The following is a 16970-nucleotide window of genomic DNA, read 5'->3' as shown; positions in this document are numbered from 1 at the left end:
CTTAAATTCGTGTCTAGCTTGATGCTTTCTTTATCACGGAGGCTCTCTTTATTGTTGAGCCTGCTAATCAGCTTAGTAAGTTGCCGTGTTGAAGCGTCTTGCAATCAGTTTTGTAACCATGTTGATCAAGAGAACCAATACGATTAGGACTGTCGCCGTGCCGTAGGCTTGGTTCCACTCATCGATAGTAAATAGCTCTGTTGTCAGCTTATATAGGTGAACCGTTAGTGTACGGCCAGAATCGAATACCGACTCAGGAACACGTGCCACCATACCTGCTGTTAAAAATACAGGTGCTGATTCGCCAATTACACGACCAATACTAAGAATGACCGAAGTTAAGATACCTGGCATTGCGCTTGGTAAGATCAAACGCCAGATAGTGTAGATTTTTGAAGCGCCAAGGCCGTATGAGCCTTCACGGTAAGTTTGTGGTACTGCCATCAATGCTTCTTCTGTAGTACGAATGATTACAGGAAGAATCAAGATACTTAGCGTTAATGCACCCGATAGAATCGAGAAGCCAAGGCCAAGGATCGAAACAAAGAAGGTCATACCGAACAGACCGAAGATAATCGATGGAATACCAGCGAGCGACTCAGTACAGAATCGAATCACTTTCACCAAACGGCTACCTACTTTCGCATATTCTGTTAGGTAGATTGCCGTCATGATGCCCAGTGGTGCTGCGACTGCAATCGATGCAATTACCATGTAGATCGTGGCGATGATCATTGGGAAAATACCACGCTCTTCACCAGTACGAGTGTAATCGTCAGTGATGAAGTTCCAATCTACGTATTGCAGACCGTTCGATAGGATGTACCAAATAATCCAGAATAAGAAACCAACGGTTACAGCCGCAGCTGCCCAGATAAAACCTTTTAAGATGTTATCTTTGATTTGACGTGCTTGCTTTAATTTTACGCGATCCATATTACTTATCCTCGCCTACTTCGCTTTTTCACGGTTAAGATAAAGTAGAGCACCATTTAACATCATGATGAACACTAGAAGTACAACACCTGTTGCGTACAGTGCGTTAGCGTGAACGCCACTTGCGTAAGACATTTCAATTGCAATGTTTGCTGTTAGCGTACGAGCCGAATCCAAAATACCTTCTGGCATTGCTGGCGCGTTACCCATCACCATGATGATAGCCATCGTTTCGCCAAGTGCGCGACCGATACCCAAAATCACACCAGTCATAATGCCTGAACGTGCAGCAGGAACGAGTAGCTTAAAAATCGTGTAGATTTTCGAAGCACCCAGTGCAAGTGAACCTTCTTTGTATGTACGAGGTACAGCACGAATCGAAGTTTCAGAAACCGTTATAACGGTAGGAAGAATCATGATACCCAGAACAATGATACCCGCCAGGATAGTGTTACCTGCTGGTACTTGGAAAATGTTCTGAATCATTGGAACGATAATTACTAGACCGAAGAAGCCGTAAACTACCGACGGGATACCCGCTAGAAGCTCAACTGCTGGACGAATAATATCTGCAAGACGCTTGGGAGCAATCTCAGCAATAAAAATAGCGGTTAATACACCTACCGGTACACCAACAACTACAGCTCCAAGTGTCGAAACAATCGATGCAACAATCATAGTTGCAACACCGAATAGAGCTGGAGGTAACCAGTCAACACCCAGAACGATGCCAGAAACACCGGCCTCTTGGAATGCAGGGATACTCTCTGTAACGATAAAGTAAGCGATAACGGCTAGTGATACGATGCCGATTATAGCACTCGATAAGAACAAGCCGTGGAAGATTCTTTCTCTCCAGTCAATGCGCTTCTTAGCACGTAGACTTGGCTTGTTGATTTGAGTCGCTTCAGTATTCATAAGCTTTTCACTATTTGCGATGGTCATATATAAAATCTCAAACTTTGTGGCTCAATAAGAGCTCGAAATAAACAAAGTTGAAAGAAAAGGCTCAGCCTAAGTTAGGCTGAGCAATAATTAAGTGTTGGTCAGTTAAGATTAGTTAACTGTGATGTAGCCTTTTTTGTCAGCGATAGCTTGAGCTTCATCTGCAACCATCCAATCTAGGAATTGTTGAGTTTCAGCTGTTGGAGCGCCTGCTTTGTAAAGAACTAGGAAAGGACGAGCAACTTTGTAAGAACCGTTCTTAACGTTGTCTACAGTCGCAGCAGCGCCGTCGATAGTTAGAGCTTGAACAGATTCGTCAACTGTACCTAGAGAGATAAAGCCGATAGCGTATGGGTTGCTTGCTACAGAAACTTTAAGTGCGCCGTTACCGTTTGCAACTTGAGCACGTTGAGAGATAGCCGATACTTTCTTATCGCCAATCTTCTTCTTAAGCTTCATGATGTCTTCGAATGCACCACGTGTACCAGATGCAGTATCACGAGTGATTGCTACGATTGGCTTGTCAGCACCGCCAACATCTTTCCAGTTAGTGATGTCGCCTTTGTAGATTGAAGTGATTTGCTCAGCAGTAAGAGCAGATACTTCGTTGTTCGGGTTAACAACAACTGCGATACCGTCACGAGCGATAACTAGCTCTTTCAGGTCAGCTGTTTTCTCTTCTTCTTTTAGGTCACGAGAAGAGATACCAAGGTCAGCACTTCCATTTTTTGCTGCTTTGATGCCTGCAGAAGAACCTGGTGCTTGAATTTCGATGAACACTGGTTCGCCTTTATTCATGTAGGTTTCTGCAAAAACTTCAACCAGTGGAGAAGCACTGTTAGAGCCAACTACAGAGATAGTTTCTTTAGCTGAAGCTGTATTCACTGTTAGAGCGCCTAGTAGTGCGATTGCACCGATAACTGTCTTTTTCATCACAAATTTCCTTTAGTGGCGTTATTGCCGTAATGTTGTATTTTGCTTGAACGAGGCCTACTTTAGAATCCGAATATGACAGTTGTGTTTCACTTAATTGAAGCCTATATGACAACTGCAATTTATTTTCTTGTTTCTCCCCTACCAAATAGCTTTAAAGTAATAAATTAGCCCCACTCATAGGCTCCGAATATTCATTCCAACCTACTTAAGCTAAACCGCTCAATATCTCGCCATCCCTTTTATTACCTAATACCACACAAGGTTCTGTGCCAAATAACCCTACCTTAAAAATGGCTAAAGCCTTGTTTGTACAATAAATATTCAAAATTTATCAAATATCTATCTCATATATCAAAATCGAATTCATTACTGATTGAATTGTCAGTCTCATTAGTTAGAATCGCCAACTAATTCTAATAATAATAATTCTCATCTATTTGTTTTATTCAAAGAAGGACATTACATGCGCCAACTTCTCAGTGGCTTATCAATCAAAATACAAATTCTTATACCCGTACTATTTTCCGTCGTTTTACTTTTAGCCGGTGTCATTATCGGTAGTGAAAAGCTAGAAAGTGCATTCAAAGATGTATCAGTAGCGACCGACCAATTAATCTTACATAAAGAAGAACTAAGCGAAATCGTCGACAACAGCTATGGCATGCGCATCAAAGCGATTTACAGTCTATTCAATGCTGATGACGTAAAAACACTGGTTGAAACACTAAACCAAAAGCGCGACCAAAATACTCGCCTACTGAATTCATTAGACACAGTGCCAGGCATGCAAGATGAAGTGGCCGCGATGAACAAAGCGATGAATCACTATGTCGACTTTTCTCGAACGACAATGCTTCCTCTATTAAGATCGAAGCACGGCGATGCATCACTCTCTTCAGATTTTGAAAACCGCTACCAGATTGCAATCGACCAATACCGTCACGCGGGTAATGACATGGTGCAAGCGATCAATACTCTGTCTAAAAAGCTGAACTTGCTTGCCACTCAAGAGGTCGACATCAACGGCCAGCAACACACCAGCACACTCAATACCGCAACCATTGCGCTTCTAGTGATCCTATCTGTAGCTCTAATTATCAGTTGGACGCTGGCTGGCATCATTGTTAAGCCGATCAGCAATATTCAAGCAACCATGCGCGAAGTGGCAAAAGGTAACTTGTTAGTTAAAGCAGAAGAGTATGGCGACAACGAAATCTCACGCCTAGCGCAAGACGTAAACCAGTCTGTTGAACAGCTGCGTGACACGGTAAGCTCGCTGTCTCGAATCAGTATCGAAGTGGCTTCTGCGTCGACAGAGCTAGCAGCAGTAATGACACAATCGAGCGTTAATTCAGACCAAGAGAAGCAAGAAGTAGAACAAGTTGCTTCTGCTGTAAACCAATTAGAAAGCACAGCAGCACACGTTAATGAGAACGCAGTACAAGCCGACTCAGCGTCTAAGCAAGCTGACGAAATGGCGACACACAGCATGAGCTTGTTTAATGAAAGCAACAAAGCTAACGAACAGATGGCGATTCAGCTAAGTGAAGCTGCAAATGTTGTGGGCACGCTAAAAGAGCACTCTGAACAGATTGGTAAAGTGATTGAGGTGATTCAAAGTATCTCTGAACAAACTAACCTGCTTGCGCTTAACGCAGCAATCGAAGCCGCTCGTGCAGGTGAAAGTGGTCGTGGTTTCGCAGTGGTTGCTGATGAAGTTCGAATGCTAGCAGCACGTACACAAGATTCAACCAAAGAGATCCAAACCATCATTGAAGGTTTGCAGGTTCAATCCGGTAACGCGAATGAAAGCATGAGCAGCTCACTGGCTATGCTGGAACACAACCAAACTCTTGCAGGTGAAGTAAGCGCGGCGCTTTCAGGCATTGCTAACTCGGTAACGGACATGACAGAGATTAACACTCAGGTTGCCTCTGCCGCCGAAGAGCAAAGCCAAGTAACCTCAGACATCAACCGTAATATCTCAAACATCTACAGCTTAGTAAGCCAAAACGTAACCGGCATTACTCAAGCCGCAGCAGCAAGCCACGAGCTATCTAACCTAGCTGAGCAACAGAAGCAGCAGTTGGATTACTTTAAGGTATAGGCTTCAAGGTACGATTCAAGGCAACAGATTCAAGCTGTATGCTCTTTAGAACTCGCCGATAAACAAAAAGCCAGCCATCATGAACTGACCCCCAATAGTTGGACACCAATTATTGGGGGTCTTTTTATGTCCAAATATAGCCGAGAGCTAAAATGTATCATTGCTAAGCAATACTTAGATGGCACGTCATCTCTCTACTTAGCAAAACAATATTCAATTTCTTCAAGGCAGATACGGTATTGGGCTCAAGTCTTTGCCATCCATGGTACTGATTCATTTTTACCAACTAAGCATGCCGCGACTGCTCAAACAAAACGAAAAGCATTGAATTTAATGTGGACGAATGAATGGTCTCTCACGCACACTAGCGCAGTATTAAACCTCTCATCCCTGGGATACTCTCTGTCTGGCTCAAACGATTTAATGAGCTCGGTATCAAGGGGCTCAAAATGCGCCAGAAAGGAAGACCCTCAATGAAACAGCAACCTCAACGAACCACTAAGCCTGATAATGAAATGACACTTGAGGAGCTAAAAGAGGAGTTAGTCTACTTACGAACCGAGAATGCTGTTTTAAAAAAGTTGGAAGAGTTGGAGCAGGAAAAAAACCGTCGAACAAAGAAAAAGCGGTCATAGCTCTAACTCTTAAAGGCAAGTACCCGTTGAAGCACTTACTGCAGACTCTACAGCTGGCAAAAAGTGTCTTTTATTATCAGGCTCAAACGAGCAAGCGCCCAAATAGCTACGAACGTGAGCTGCGGTTGATAAAGTCAATTTATCATGAACATAAGGGCCGATACGGTTATCGTCGTATTCATTTAGAACTAAAAAATCAGGGGGTCGCGCTTAATCACAAAACGGTTCAAAGGCTTATGGCTCAGCTCAACCTTAAATCGACGGTCAGGATTAAAAAGTACCGTTCATACCGAGGAGAGTCTGGAACAGCTGCTCCCAACGTGCTTGAAAGAGATTTTAGTGCGACTCAACCCGATGAAAAGTGGGTAACTGATGTCACGGAGTTCAAAGTCAAAGAGCAGAAAGTATACTTGTCTCCAGTTGTCGACTTGTTTACTCAGGAAGTGGTAGCTTATAGAGTGGCCAAAAATGCCTGCTTGCCGCTTGTCACGGATATGCTGACGGAGGCTATATCAACGCTTAAACCCAACTCAAAGCCAATTATACACAGCGATCAAGGTTGGCAATATCGCCATCGACAGTATCAGAAAAGGTAGCGGAGAGTGGGTTAACGCAAAGCATGTCGAGAAAAGGTAACTGCTTGGATAATGCTGTTGCTGAAAACTTTTTTGCTTTACTCAAAACCGAGATGTATCACAACCAAAGCTTTGAAGATGCAGATGCTCTGATAGAGCAAATTAAAGAATACATCGAGTACTACAATACCAAACGTATAAAAGTGAAACTAAAAGGCCTGACTCCGATAGAATATCGAACTCAGGCCTTGAAAGCCGCTTAACAGAAATGTCCAACTTTATGGGGTCACTTCATCATGGCTGGTTTTTCGCTTTTAGACATTACTGACCAGATTCAGCCGCTCTGATCCTTTCAATCGCTTCTACCCTTCTAAGCTGTTCTGGTAGGAAATGTTCAGTTCGAAGTTGCGCAATCGTCTCTTGTAGCTCGGTTTCTGAGAGGGCTGAGTCGTTCAAAACATCATTTCGTTCAGCGAAGTAGACCTCTAACGAGCCTTCAAAGTCCGCTCTTTGTTTATCAAGAGCTTCAAGTCTCTGGGTTGCTTCTTCACCAACAAGTTCGCTTCTCTTTAAGTATTTACCCTGTTCATCGAGACCTTCAGAGCTAGAGAGCTGTTGGATTAACACCTGATTCTGGTGACTCGACTGAACATAATCGGGTTGCTCAGATAGATAGGATTCGAGACGTTGTTGGTATTCTTCCTCCTCTAATCCCTCCTGTTTCAGAAGTAACTTTTCTAAGGCGATTTCTCTCATTCTGTTGTCGTGCGTAAACAGAATACTTATCTCGCTCTCACTGAAGAACTGAGCTTGAAGGTCAAGGAGCGCTTGATTGAGTGCGCGTAGGTCATCAGCGGAAATGGATGTGGTATCGAATTGTACGTCCAACGATGTCAGTGCCGACTTATACTCTAGATATTTGGCAAACAGTGCTTCATCGACCACGGCTGTTGATGATTGCTCGTGGTGTTTTGCCACATTGTCACGAATATCTTCAAGGGTTAATTCTGTATTACCTGATACGAAGTATTCCATCATGTCTTTGGCTGATGCGTTATCGATGTCGGTGTCTTGCTGAGAGATGACTTTCAATGAGGAGACGCGTTGTTCGTTGTCATTATGTGTATTGGTTTCTCCCTTTTTTAGATATAAAAAGACCGCCGCTGTGCTCATCAGGGCTATCGTGGTTATCGACATAATGGCGGTCTTTTTCATCATACTTTCCTTGTTTTCTTATTAAACGGCTTTGCAGACTACAAACCAGCCAACTTCAATCGATTGGCATGTTGACGATATAGAGTCACAGGATCGGTCTCGAACAAGTGGTGAATTCCCAATAACCCATTGATCTCATCTAGATGGTTCATTTTGTAATCATCACCAATCACTTTGCCCAAATGGGCGCTGCATGCCCCTACTAACCCGTCATTAGGTTCATTGAAAGCTAAGCCTAGGATTGTCATAGCTCCGTCGGTAGGATCAATAAGGTTGGTAAAAGTGGAAGACCCTGTCCATGAATAGTAATAAACGCCGTTACTTGCTTGCCACTCACCATCGCCACACTCAGACGTCGGAACGCCCTCAGGGTAAAACTGGTTGAATGCTAGTGAGCCCTCTGTGGTCAATGCTTCAAGAGAAGCGAGGCCATCTTGATCGAGATCCGTTCCACCAGATAAAAGGTTAATCAGTGTCGTTAACCCACCCGCTAATTTCACCGCAATACCTTCTGTGACCGAGCCTTCAGATACGTTCCCTCTAACGAGATCAGCAACCTTAGAACCTTTATGCACACCGCCAATACTGGTCACTGAAGCAACAAGATCCGGCCGAACTGACGCAACATAACGAGCCGTAGGCCCACCATGACTATGACCAACCAGATTCACCTTGCTTGCTCCCGTTGCGGCTAGCAGCGTTTCAACTTGGCTGAGTAACTGTTCACCACGAACCTCAGAACTGTTGGTTGCAGAGACCTGAGCAACGTATACGCTCGCGCCATCTTTGGTTAGGGATTCAGGTACGCCATAGAAATAGTCGACGCCCGCTAATGTATCGAAACCAAACAGACCATGTACCAACATAATGGGGTATTTCGTTTCAGTGTATCCGCTGGCTTCTAATGCTGATGCGCTCGTTCCGGCATATACGCCAAAACTGGATAGGCAGGCTATCGTCCAAATTAATATCTTTTTCAATGCTCTTTCCTTAAACAGATTAGACCTCTGATGAGTAAAAGAACCGTAGATGATGGTTTTATAAAACAGAAAGTAACGATTTGATATTTGTGATGGCGAACTTGAATTAAATAGGTGCGATGAACATCAGGCAAACAGAATCAGAAGAAAAACCAAAACCATAAGCGGTTGATTAAATTAACATTTAACCAAGGTTGATGAGATTGTTCTTTCAATACTCTGACTCAAATATCAATTCAACATTCGTAATAAACCAAAGTTTGTCGACAAATAACCGTTTGGAAACAGGTATTTTTCAACCATAAACTCGTTGAAAACTTGATACTTATGCCATTAACGACACACCACAAACCTGAATGTATTGACGTTAATTATTGATTTTAGATATAGGTCGTACCAGTTATTTACTTATCCAGTTATCAGCAAGAAACAAGCAACAACGTTTTTGTTTGGCTCATCTAAATATAAAAGAGAATACAGTGATGAAAAATACGGCTTTAATACTCACGTTAGCCCTGCCTTTTGGCGCTTATGCCGCTGAAGACTCAATACCAACACCAGAATCGATTACATCTGCACAAGTACTCAGTACACAAGGATCAGAGACCTATTCATATGTTAGATGTTGGTATCGAACCGATGCCTCTCATGACTCCCCAGCCACCGACTGGAAGTGGGCAAAGAAAGAGAATGGTGATTACTACACGATCAACGGATATTGGTGGTCTTCTGTTTCTTTCAAAAACATGTTCTACAGTGATGCGCCTCAATCTGAAATCAAACAGCGTTGCGAACAGACGCTCGACATCCAACATGACGCCGCTGACATCACCTACTTTGCCGCAGATAATCGCTTCTCTTACAACCACTCAATCTGGACCAACGACAACGCTTTTCAAGCCAGTAGCATCAACCGTATTGTCACCTTTGGTGATAGCCTGTCCGACACTGGTAATCTATTTAATGGCTCACAATGGGTTTTTCCGAACGCAGATTCGTGGTTTTTAGGGCACTTTTCGAATGGTTTAGTCTGGACGGAGTATTTAGCAAAAGCGAAAGATGTCCCTCTGTATAACTGGGCTGTGGGTGGCGCTGCAGGTACCAACCAATACGTGGCATTGACTGGTATTTATGATCAAGTCACCTCTTATCTGACCTACATGAAAGTCGCCAAAAACTATCGCCCGGAAAACTCACTGTTTACTCTCGAGTTTGGCCTCAATGACTTCATGAACTACAACCGAGAAGTTTCCGATGTAAAAGCTGACTTTAGCAGCGCGCTGATCCGCTTAACGGAATCTGGTGCGAACAATATCTTGCTGTTCACCTTACCCGATGCGACCAAAGCCCCTCAATTCAAATACTCTACCGAACAAGAGATCATAAAAGTTCGTGGCAAGATCTTAGAATTTAACCAGTTCATCAAAGCTCAAGCCGAGTATTACCAAGGTATGGGGAAAAACGTGGTGTTGTTCGATGCAAGCGCCTTGTTCGCCAGCATTACCGATAACCCAGAACAACATGGCTTTCGAAACGCGAGTGATGCTTGTCTTAATATCAATCGAAGCTCCGCAGCCGACTACCTGAAAAGCCACAGCTTAACCAATGATTGTGCGACCTATGGTTCAGACAGTTATGTATTCTGGGGCGTGACGCACCCAACTACAGCTACTCATAAATACATTGCCGACCATATCCTAGCTTTTTCATTCTCGACATTTGATTTCTAAAGCCGCCAAGTTGAACTGTAACTTGAGGTAGCACCTCTTAGGCACAAAAGTCAGATACAAAAAAACCGCCTTTGATAGGCGGTTTTTATTTACGCTAGCTTTTATAAAGATCTGTTTTTATGAACATAATCTATTAGCTCACGCGAGTTGATTACTCGTCGTCAGTTTTTGGCGCAACTTTCTTCTTAGGGATAAACACTGTATCACCCACTGCCACATTCTGGTGGAAGCTCTTATCGCGCTTAACTGGTTTCTTCGGCGTTTTCTTCGCTTGAGTGTTGGTTTTCTTCTTCGCAGGGCCGCCTTTAGCAAACGCAGGTTTACGAGGTTTAATACCTTTGAACTTACCTTTTAGGCCTTCAAGCACAGAGAAAGTAAGATCTTGTTGAAGGTAAAGCTCAACACGCTTGAAGCTGTCCCAGTCTTTTGGACCAACCAAAGAGATTGCATCGCCTTTGTTACCGGCACGGCCAGTACGACCAACACGGTGAACGTACTCTTCGGTGTGCTTCGGCATATCAAAGTTGATTACATGACTTACGTTTGGAATATCGATACCACGAGAAGCAACATCGGTTGTTACCAAAATCTTGTAAACCGCACGCTCAAACTGACTCATGATCGCATTACGCTGCGTTTGGTTTAAGTTACCGCTCAGTGCAACGGCTTTAAGCTTCTTCTCATTCAGCTTATCCGTTAGGCGATCAGTATCAGCACGAGTTGCTGTGAAGATCATAACCTGACGGTATTCAGCTTCTTCTAGTACACGGTCTAAAATCGCTTCTTTATGATCTAGGTGATCACATAGATAGAATTTCTGAGTGATATCAAGGTGCTGCTCGTTAGAAACACCCACCGAGATACGCTTAGGTGCGTCTAGCATTTCATTGGCAATACCGTTCACTTCAGCATGGTCTAGCGTTGCAGAGAACATTAGCGTCTGACGACGACGGTGCTTAGCCGCATTCGCAATGCGACGCAGTTCTGGAGCAAAACCAAGATCAAGCATACGGTCTGCTTCATCGAGGATTAACGTTTCAACACCATCAAGGAACAATGAGCGGTGCTCTAGGTGGTCAGCAAGACGACCTGGCGTCGCTACGATAAAACGAGGATACTTACGCAGTGCTTTAACTTGATCGTTAAAGTTCTCACCACCTAAGATAAGCGCCGCTTCATAAGACAGGCCACCAAGCATGCTACGCAATTCGCCGTAAACTTGCTTCGCTAGCTCACGAGTAGGAGCCAAAATTACACCACGAGGATCTTTAGCAGAAAACGCTTTTGTTTTTAATGCTTTATGTATCATTGGCAACACAAACGCCAATGTTTTTCCTGATCCCGTTTTTGATGAAGCCAATAGATCCTTACCAGCAATAGCAACAGGGATCGCTTTTGATTGGATCTCTGTCGCCTTCTTGAAGTCGTAATGTTTTAAGTTCTTCAGTAAGCGGTTATCTAAGCCTAAATCTTTAAAGTGCAAAGGACTCTCCAGTCATGATGGTATTGAATAAAATTAATTTAACGTGACATGATACCGCGAAAGTACTTTATAAGGATAGAGATCACAGTAAATTTATCCCTTAATCTATCTTTAGCTAGAACATTGTATGCATTGCTAGCAAAGGGATAGCCCTCCAAAAACACCTTTTAGTCGCCTCTCAATCCTTCATCTCATAAGTGAGACAGAACGTGATGCTTAGCTAGGGCGTGTTGATCTTTCGTGAGTGTTTTTTGAACAGCATGGTAAAGAGTTATAATTTGCTTCGCCAAAAGTAAAACCATAACCAATACCATGCCAAGAACAATGCTAACTGATATTCGCTGGGAACTGCTACTCCAAGTTATGAAAAGTACAGGTCGTATTTACGATAAAACTGAACATCGAATGACATTTGAAGGAATACTTTATCGAATGAGAACAGGTATTCCTTGGCGAGATCTACCCTCTGAGTTCGGAGAGTGGAGTACCGTTTACAGACGATTTAATCTTTGGTCAAAGAAAGGGATTTTAGATAATCTTTTCAAAAGCTTATCTAACATGGCTGATTTTGAATGGTATTTCTTGATGGCTCTATAGTTAGAGCACATCAGCATAGTACAGGTGCAGCTACTGAAAGTTCAGAGCAAATAGGAAAAAGTCGCGGGGGCAACTCAACCAAAATTCACTTAGCCGTAGATAGTGGTGGCCTGCCGATTTGCTTTGATTTATCAGAGGGACAACGCCACGATATAGTGCATGCCGAAAGCTTAGTTGAGCAACTCGATGAAGTTAATACCATCGTTTGTGATAAAGGATATGACAGCGAACCTTTCCGTATTTTGTTAAGGAACGTGGCGGAGAAACGGTAATTGCTAAACGCAATTACGGACAAGATATAGACAAAGACAGTATGGATTGGTGTTTATACAAGTATCGTCACTTGGTCGAAAATGCCTTTGGGAGAATTAAGCATTATCGAGCTATTTCAAGTAGATATGACAAGCTAGAAAGGAATTATGCCAGCATGTTATCGCTGGCATTCATGTTAATGTGGCTACCGATGTATTGTTGAACGCGAAATGTACAGCAAAGATCAACACGCCCTAATCACCTCAAAAATTTAGCAATTTCTTTAGTTATTGTTTTTGCAGTTAAAAAATTAGTCGCTACAATCATTAATGAAGCGACTATATGATAAAGAATGTATAGCGCATCTTTTGATGATAAATAAGCAAGGAGTTCTTATGAATAAGACGTTAATCGCAGCTGCAGCATCAGTTTTCATTCTAGCCGGTTGTTCTTCAGAGCCAGAAGAAGCTGCAGTGTCAGAAATGGATCAACTAACTAACCAAGTGGCTCAACTTACAAGCGAAGTTGAAGCACTTAAGAGTGACAAAGCAGCAGCAGAAATGAAGGCTCAAGAAGCAGAAGCAGCCGCTATGGCAGCGAAAGAAGAAGCGGATCGTGCTAACGAACGCATCGATAACATCGCTGAGTCTTACACTAAGTAGTTTGAGATCTAATCGCGATTAAGCTGTAAATTAAATAAGTCGCAAAAAGCAGTATATAGACAGCACCACTTCTTATCGGATGTGGTGCTTTTTTTTGGGCGATACTAATTCGAGTAGAAGGTACTAATGCGAGTAGACAAGATAAAACCGCCCCCTGTTACAGAAGAGGCCATCGAATTAAAACTCAATCACAGGTGGTGCTATCTCTACAGGCACGCCGTTTTGAGCAAAGATAACCGCTTTCGCCTTTGAATTTGGCAGTTCTGCGTCTTCAAGCCACCATTTTAGTTCCACAGGGATCTGTAATGATTTCTTTGAGCCGTCACTTCGAGTTAATGGTTCGTGCGCTTCAACAAACACACTTCTATCTGGTTCTAATGACACCTTAATCGGCTCATTGATAATAGTGACCTGTTCACCACGGTTCACTTGCTCAAATAGCCACTCAATATCTTTAGGTTCCATTCGGATACAACCAGAGCTAACTCGTAAACCTATTCCAAAGTCTTTGTTAGTACCATGGATCAAATAATCGCCAGCGCCATAAGCAAGTCTCAAAGCGTACTCACCCAATGGGTTTTCTGGCCCTGCGGGAACCACTCTCGGTAATTCAATGCCCTTTTCAAGATACTCTTTGCGAATTGAATTTGGCGGCGTCCATGTTGGATTCGGCCTTTTTTGGCTTATCTTGGTGATCATCTCGGGAGTATCGCGCCCCACTCGACCGATGCCGACAGGGAAAACATGCACCTGATTTTTCTCGGGCTCAAAGTAATACAACCTTAACTCAGCAAGATTGATGACGATCCCCTTTCTCGGAGTGTCAGGCAAAATCAAGCGGCTTGGAATGCTTAACACATAGCCTTCCGCGGGAAGAAAAGGGTCCACCCCTTTGTTGGCTGCCATTAAAGAGAGAAAACCAATATCGTATTGCTTGGCAATGATGGCCAAGGTTTCGCCCGCCGCCACTTCATGCTGCTGGATTCTGCCCACAATGCGGCTTTCTGTAGGTGGCAATTGAAAGGTTGCAGCAGACACCCACGATGAAGCTATCCCGCTGGCAAGCAAAGTAGTTCTTACAACAAGCGACGCCGCCCTGTGGAGTCGTGTTTTCATTGACGGTAAAGGCGTCGAGTTAGCGCAATGCGACATACAAATCCTTGGTTTGTCTTTTATCAAAGTTTAGATTATCTCTGATCTAACGTCTCTACAACGTATTGTTGTCTCGAAACTGATAGGCAACAAGTTTATATGTAAGCCTTTTCCTCTCATTCGCTTGCAATTAACCCATACAAAATCGATTGCCTTTACGCTTTCAACAGATTTGGTTATCAATATTAATAAAACTATAATGACGGACCTGTTTTGTGACTAAAGTCTCATGGAGCCACGTTCTAACTCGCTAATATTGCCTCAACAAAACGAATTCAATTCAACAGAATCGGTAATTGATTAAATCCTGTTCTTATAATTACCGTTTAAACTTTGGAGAACGACCATGGCTACACCTCATATTAATGCTCAAGCTGGTGATTTCGCAGAAACAGTACTTATGCCGGGCGACCCGCTTCGCGCAAAATACATTGCAGAAACATTCCTTGATGACGTGAAGCAAGTTTGTGACGTTCGCAACATGTTTGGCTACACAGGCACTTACAAAGGTAAGAAAGTTTCTGTCATGGGCCACGGTATGGGTATCCCATCATGCTGCATCTACGTACACGAGCTAATCGCTGAGTTCGGAGTGAAAAACGTAATTCGCGTAGGTAGCTGTGGCGCAGTACGTGACGACGTTAAACTAATGGACGTTGTTATCGGTATGGGTGCATCTACTGACTCAAAAGTAAACCGTATTCGTTTCAACAACCACGACTTCGCTGCTATCGCTGATTTCGGTCTTCTAGAAGAAGCAGTAAACCAAGCTCGTGCACAAGAAGTTCCAGTTAAAGTTGGTAACGTATTCTCTGCAGACCTTTTCTACACTCCAGAAGCTGACCTTTTCGAAAAAATGGAAAAGCTAGGCATCCTAGGTGTTGATATGGAAGCGGCTGGTATCTACGGCGTTGCTGCAGACCTTGGTGCTAAAGCACTAACCATCCTAACAGTATCTGACCACATCATCCGTGGTGAAAAACTAAGTTCTGAAGAGCGTCAAAAGTCTTTCAACGACATGATGAAAGTTGCTCTAGAGACAGCAATCAACATCTAACGATTTGATAAAAGATACATTGAAAAGCGTTACCCCGCAGCCAGGCTCGCTTGGCTGCTCAAATAATCCCGAGGGGGAGATCGTGTCTAACGACAAGCTGCCAAAAGATGCGGATGGTTTGCAACTCAACTTTTGTAAAACATTGGCGTGTGACAACTTTGGCTTGAGCGATGCAAAACGGTATGTTTTGCAACACGCGAACCCTAAGCGTCCAGCGATGGTTTGTCGTGAATGTGGAGCTTTCCCCCCCTTACTTAACAATCGTGAAGTGTTAAGCGAACTTCATCGCCTGCGACAACTTCACAGCGATGGCCTTCCTGCTTGCCGCAATGATGATTGCGATAACTTTGGCCTATCGGTTCATACCCACAAACATCTTTACCATGCCTTCGGTTACAGCGGTGACAGGCAACGTTATCGATGCAAAGACTGCCAATCAACCTTCGTTGATAAATGGTCTGGATCCAATAAAAAACTTCAGTTTCAAGAGAACCTCATGGGCTTATTGTTCATGGGTTATTCCGTACGTGAAATCTGCAGAAAATTAGAGATCAATCCAAAGACTTTCTATGATCATGTTGACCATATCGCGAGTCGATGCCGTCGCAAATTAGCGATGATCGATGCTCGATGGGTTAATCATGCCAAGGACTATCAATTCGCTTCCCATTATCAGCGCTTACAACCACAAAGTAACAACGGTGTGGTCTGGATAGCGACAGGCGAAGCGCATTCTGGTTACATCCTTTGCCAGCATGTCAATTACTCTCAAAATGAAGAGCCTTCGGGAAATGTTGACCATAACCCCTACGACGATGTGGCGCGCTTTGTCTCAAAGGAGCACTCGTCAGAGGCAAACCTCGAACTTCCTCAGCCTTCTGATAAACTAAAAGAGCGTATTGAACAGCAATACCAAGTGATTCTGGCAAGAGGCAATGTTGAAGACCCTATGGGTAACCTCACGACGTTTAGCTACCCTTCGAAAGGGGCACTCATTCGACCGCCTTACACCTCTTACGCTCACTTCTTACATGTGTTGGATATGTGTAACGAAGACAAGCATGTCGCCATTTATATGCCACAAGATCCATTACTAAGATCTGCCGCTTTAAGTGTATGTTTGCCGCGCATACAGAGTCAAAATATTGACCTCATGTATGTCGAAGAAGATTCAGGCTGGCAAGACGATCAAAGTTTTGAAAAGATCGACATCGTTCACATGAGTTGGTGGCGAGATCGCTGGGCTATTGCCAATCAGGGTGATAACCAGAAAGGTATCTGCTACCTAACCGGTAACAATCCAGAACCAAAACAGTGGTTTAACACGGCCTCAATTCAACAAACTAAGTTCTATCAACAGCGCTTTCAGCTGTTATTTGATAGCTTTATTAATGAGCCCAGACGTAAGCTTCGTCCTGGGGGCATTCTTCCATTGCTCGACATATTTAGAGCTTGGCACAATCTGTGCTACCAAGATAAGCAAGGGCTCACGGCAGCACAACGCTTAGGCGTAGCGGAGCTGCCATTAACTCTAAAGCAACTACTTTCATAGCAACAAAGCCTCTAGGTAATTATTCGGGAACTCATTGATTTTAAAGCGACAACATGAGGTAACACCCATAATTAGAAAAGATCGATGTTCCTTTGACGCTCTACGAAAGATAATTGGTGCTTATCTCAAATTACACTCTTATAATGATTGTGTTAT

13 protein-coding genes and 3 pseudogenes are annotated in these 16970 nt (G+C 43.4%); 9 read left to right on the top strand and 7 right to left on the bottom strand.

The features are described 5' to 3' along the window. Positions 1–72 precede the first annotated feature (72 nt). From pstA to OCV19_RS23800, 3 genes are all read right to left on the bottom strand, one after another. Entirely contained in the window at positions 73–936 is an 864-nt protein-coding gene (gene pstA, locus OCV19_RS23810; RefSeq protein ID WP_048661034.1) for a phosphate ABC transporter permease PstA, read from the bottom strand. A gap of 15 nt (positions 937–951) precedes the next feature. Beyond that, positions 952–1881 (bottom strand): phosphate ABC transporter permease subunit PstC, encoded by a 930-nt coding sequence (gene pstC / locus OCV19_RS23805; protein ID WP_065677293.1) that lies wholly within the window; start codon positions 1879–1881, stop codon positions 952–954. Between the two features lie 111 nt (positions 1882–1992). After that, a complete protein-coding gene (locus OCV19_RS23800; protein WP_057623610.1) occupies positions 1993–2814 on the bottom strand; it encodes a phosphate ABC transporter substrate-binding protein in 822 nt (273 codons plus the stop codon). Between the two features lie 466 nt (positions 2815–3280). Between OCV19_RS23800 and OCV19_RS23795 the strand changes: the two genes are divergently transcribed. From OCV19_RS23795 to OCV19_RS23775, 4 genes and pseudogenes are all read left to right on the top strand, one after another. Next, positions 3281–4924, top strand: coding sequence for a methyl-accepting chemotaxis protein (locus tag OCV19_RS23795; RefSeq protein ID WP_065677292.1), 1644 nt, complete (start codon positions 3281–3283; stop codon positions 4922–4924). Between the two features lie 126 nt (positions 4925–5050). Continuing rightward, positions 5051–5559: pseudogene (locus OCV19_RS23790) on the top strand (helix-turn-helix domain-containing protein). After that, positions 5526–6155 (top strand): annotated as a pseudogene (locus OCV19_RS23780) (IS3 family transposase); the annotation flags it as partial. The pseudogenes OCV19_RS23790 and OCV19_RS23780, both read left to right, overlap by 34 nt. After that, positions 6119–6397 carry an IS3 family transposase gene (locus OCV19_RS23775; RefSeq protein WP_390904179.1) on the top strand — a complete coding sequence of 93 codons (279 nt, stop codon included), beginning with the start codon at positions 6119–6121 and terminating at the stop codon, positions 6395–6397. The pseudogene OCV19_RS23780 and the gene OCV19_RS23775, both read left to right, overlap by 37 nt. A 58-nt stretch (positions 6398–6455) precedes the next feature. On the opposite strand, the gene OCV19_RS23770 is transcribed toward OCV19_RS23775, so the two are convergent. Together OCV19_RS23770 and OCV19_RS23765 are read right to left on the bottom strand one after the other, a co-directional pair. Then, on the bottom strand, positions 6456–7349 hold the full coding sequence (locus OCV19_RS23770) for a lipase secretion chaperone (protein ID WP_065677201.1): 894 nt from the start codon (positions 7347–7349) through the stop codon (positions 6456–6458). Positions 7350–7387: 38 nt separating this feature from the next. Further along, positions 7388–8329, bottom strand: a complete 942-nt coding sequence (locus OCV19_RS23765) for a lipase family alpha/beta hydrolase (RefSeq protein WP_065677200.1) — start codon at positions 8327–8329, stop codon at positions 7388–7390. Between the two features lie 482 nt (positions 8330–8811). On the opposite strand from OCV19_RS23765, the gene OCV19_RS23760 reads away from it, so the two are divergent. Beyond that, positions 8812–10059 (top strand): SGNH/GDSL hydrolase family protein, encoded by a 1248-nt coding sequence (locus tag OCV19_RS23760; RefSeq protein WP_065677199.1) that lies wholly within the window; start codon positions 8812–8814, stop codon positions 10057–10059. A 151-nt stretch (positions 10060–10210) separates the two neighbouring features. On the opposite strand, the gene OCV19_RS23755 is transcribed toward OCV19_RS23760, so the two are convergent. Further along, on the bottom strand, positions 10211–11542 hold the full coding sequence (locus tag OCV19_RS23755) for a DEAD/DEAH box helicase (protein ID WP_048609810.1): 1332 nt from the start codon (positions 11540–11542) through the stop codon (positions 10211–10213). A 312-nt stretch (positions 11543–11854) separates the two neighbouring features. Between OCV19_RS23755 and OCV19_RS23750 the strand changes: the two are divergent. Together OCV19_RS23750 and OCV19_RS23745 are read left to right on the top strand one after the other, a co-directional pair. Further along, positions 11855–12614: pseudogene (locus OCV19_RS23750) on the top strand (IS5 family transposase). A 172-nt stretch (positions 12615–12786) separates the two neighbouring features. Then, a complete protein-coding gene (locus tag OCV19_RS23745; RefSeq protein WP_017061882.1) occupies positions 12787–13053 on the top strand; it encodes an Lpp/OprI family alanine-zipper lipoprotein in 267 nt (88 codons plus the stop codon). A 177-nt stretch (positions 13054–13230) separates the two neighbouring features. Here the strand turns inward: OCV19_RS23745 and OCV19_RS23740 are convergent, their stop codons facing one another. Then, positions 13231–14205: a L,D-transpeptidase family protein gene (locus OCV19_RS23740; protein WP_065676462.1), complete on the bottom strand. Its 975-nt coding sequence runs from the start codon at positions 14203–14205 to the stop codon at positions 13231–13233. Between the two features lie 346 nt (positions 14206–14551). On the opposite strand from OCV19_RS23740, the gene deoD reads away from it, so the two are divergent. Continuing rightward, positions 14552–15262, top strand: a complete 711-nt coding sequence (gene deoD, locus OCV19_RS23735) for a purine-nucleoside phosphorylase (protein WP_017061880.1) — start codon at positions 14552–14554, stop codon at positions 15260–15262. An 82-nt stretch (positions 15263–15344) separates the two neighbouring features. Next, a complete protein-coding gene (locus OCV19_RS23730) occupies positions 15345–16814 on the top strand; it encodes a lactate dehydrogenase (RefSeq protein ID WP_065676461.1) in 1470 nt (489 codons plus the stop codon). Positions 16815–16970: the final 156 nt, after the last annotated feature.

Origin of the sequence: Vibrio celticus, from assembly GCF_024347335.1 — a bacterium.
GTDB classification, from domain to species: Bacteria; Pseudomonadota; Gammaproteobacteria; order Enterobacterales; family Vibrionaceae; genus Vibrio; species Vibrio celticus.
This window is presented reverse-complemented; position numbering and strand designations above follow the sequence as displayed.

Excerpts from the sequence above, each read along its gene's own strand:
- OCV19_RS23800 (WP_057623610.1), bottom strand. The coding sequence starts at position 2,814 with ATGAAAAAGACAGTTATCGGTGCAATCGCACTACTAGGCGCTCTAACA.
- deoD (WP_017061880.1), top strand. The coding sequence starts at position 14,552 with ATGGCTACACCTCATATTAATGCTCAAGCTGGTGATTTCGCAGAAACA.
- pstC (WP_065677293.1), bottom strand. The coding sequence starts at position 1,881 with ATGACCATCGCAAATAGTGAAAAGCTTATGAATACTGAAGCGACTCAA.
- OCV19_RS23795 (WP_065677292.1), top strand. The coding sequence starts at position 3,281 with ATGCGCCAACTTCTCAGTGGCTTATCAATCAAAATACAAATTCTTATA.
- OCV19_RS23745 (WP_017061882.1), top strand. The coding sequence starts at position 12,787 with ATGAATAAGACGTTAATCGCAGCTGCAGCATCAGTTTTCATTCTAGCC.
- OCV19_RS23740 (WP_065676462.1), bottom strand. The coding sequence starts at position 14,205 with ATGTCGCATTGCGCTAACTCGACGCCTTTACCGTCAATGAAAACACGA.
- OCV19_RS23760 (WP_065677199.1), top strand. The coding sequence starts at position 8,812 with ATGAAAAATACGGCTTTAATACTCACGTTAGCCCTGCCTTTTGGCGCT.
- pstA (WP_048661034.1), bottom strand. The coding sequence starts at position 936 with ATGGATCGCGTAAAATTAAAGCAAGCACGTCAAATCAAAGATAACATC.
- OCV19_RS23770 (WP_065677201.1), bottom strand. The coding sequence starts at position 7,349 with ATGAAAAAGACCGCCATTATGTCGATAACCACGATAGCCCTGATGAGC.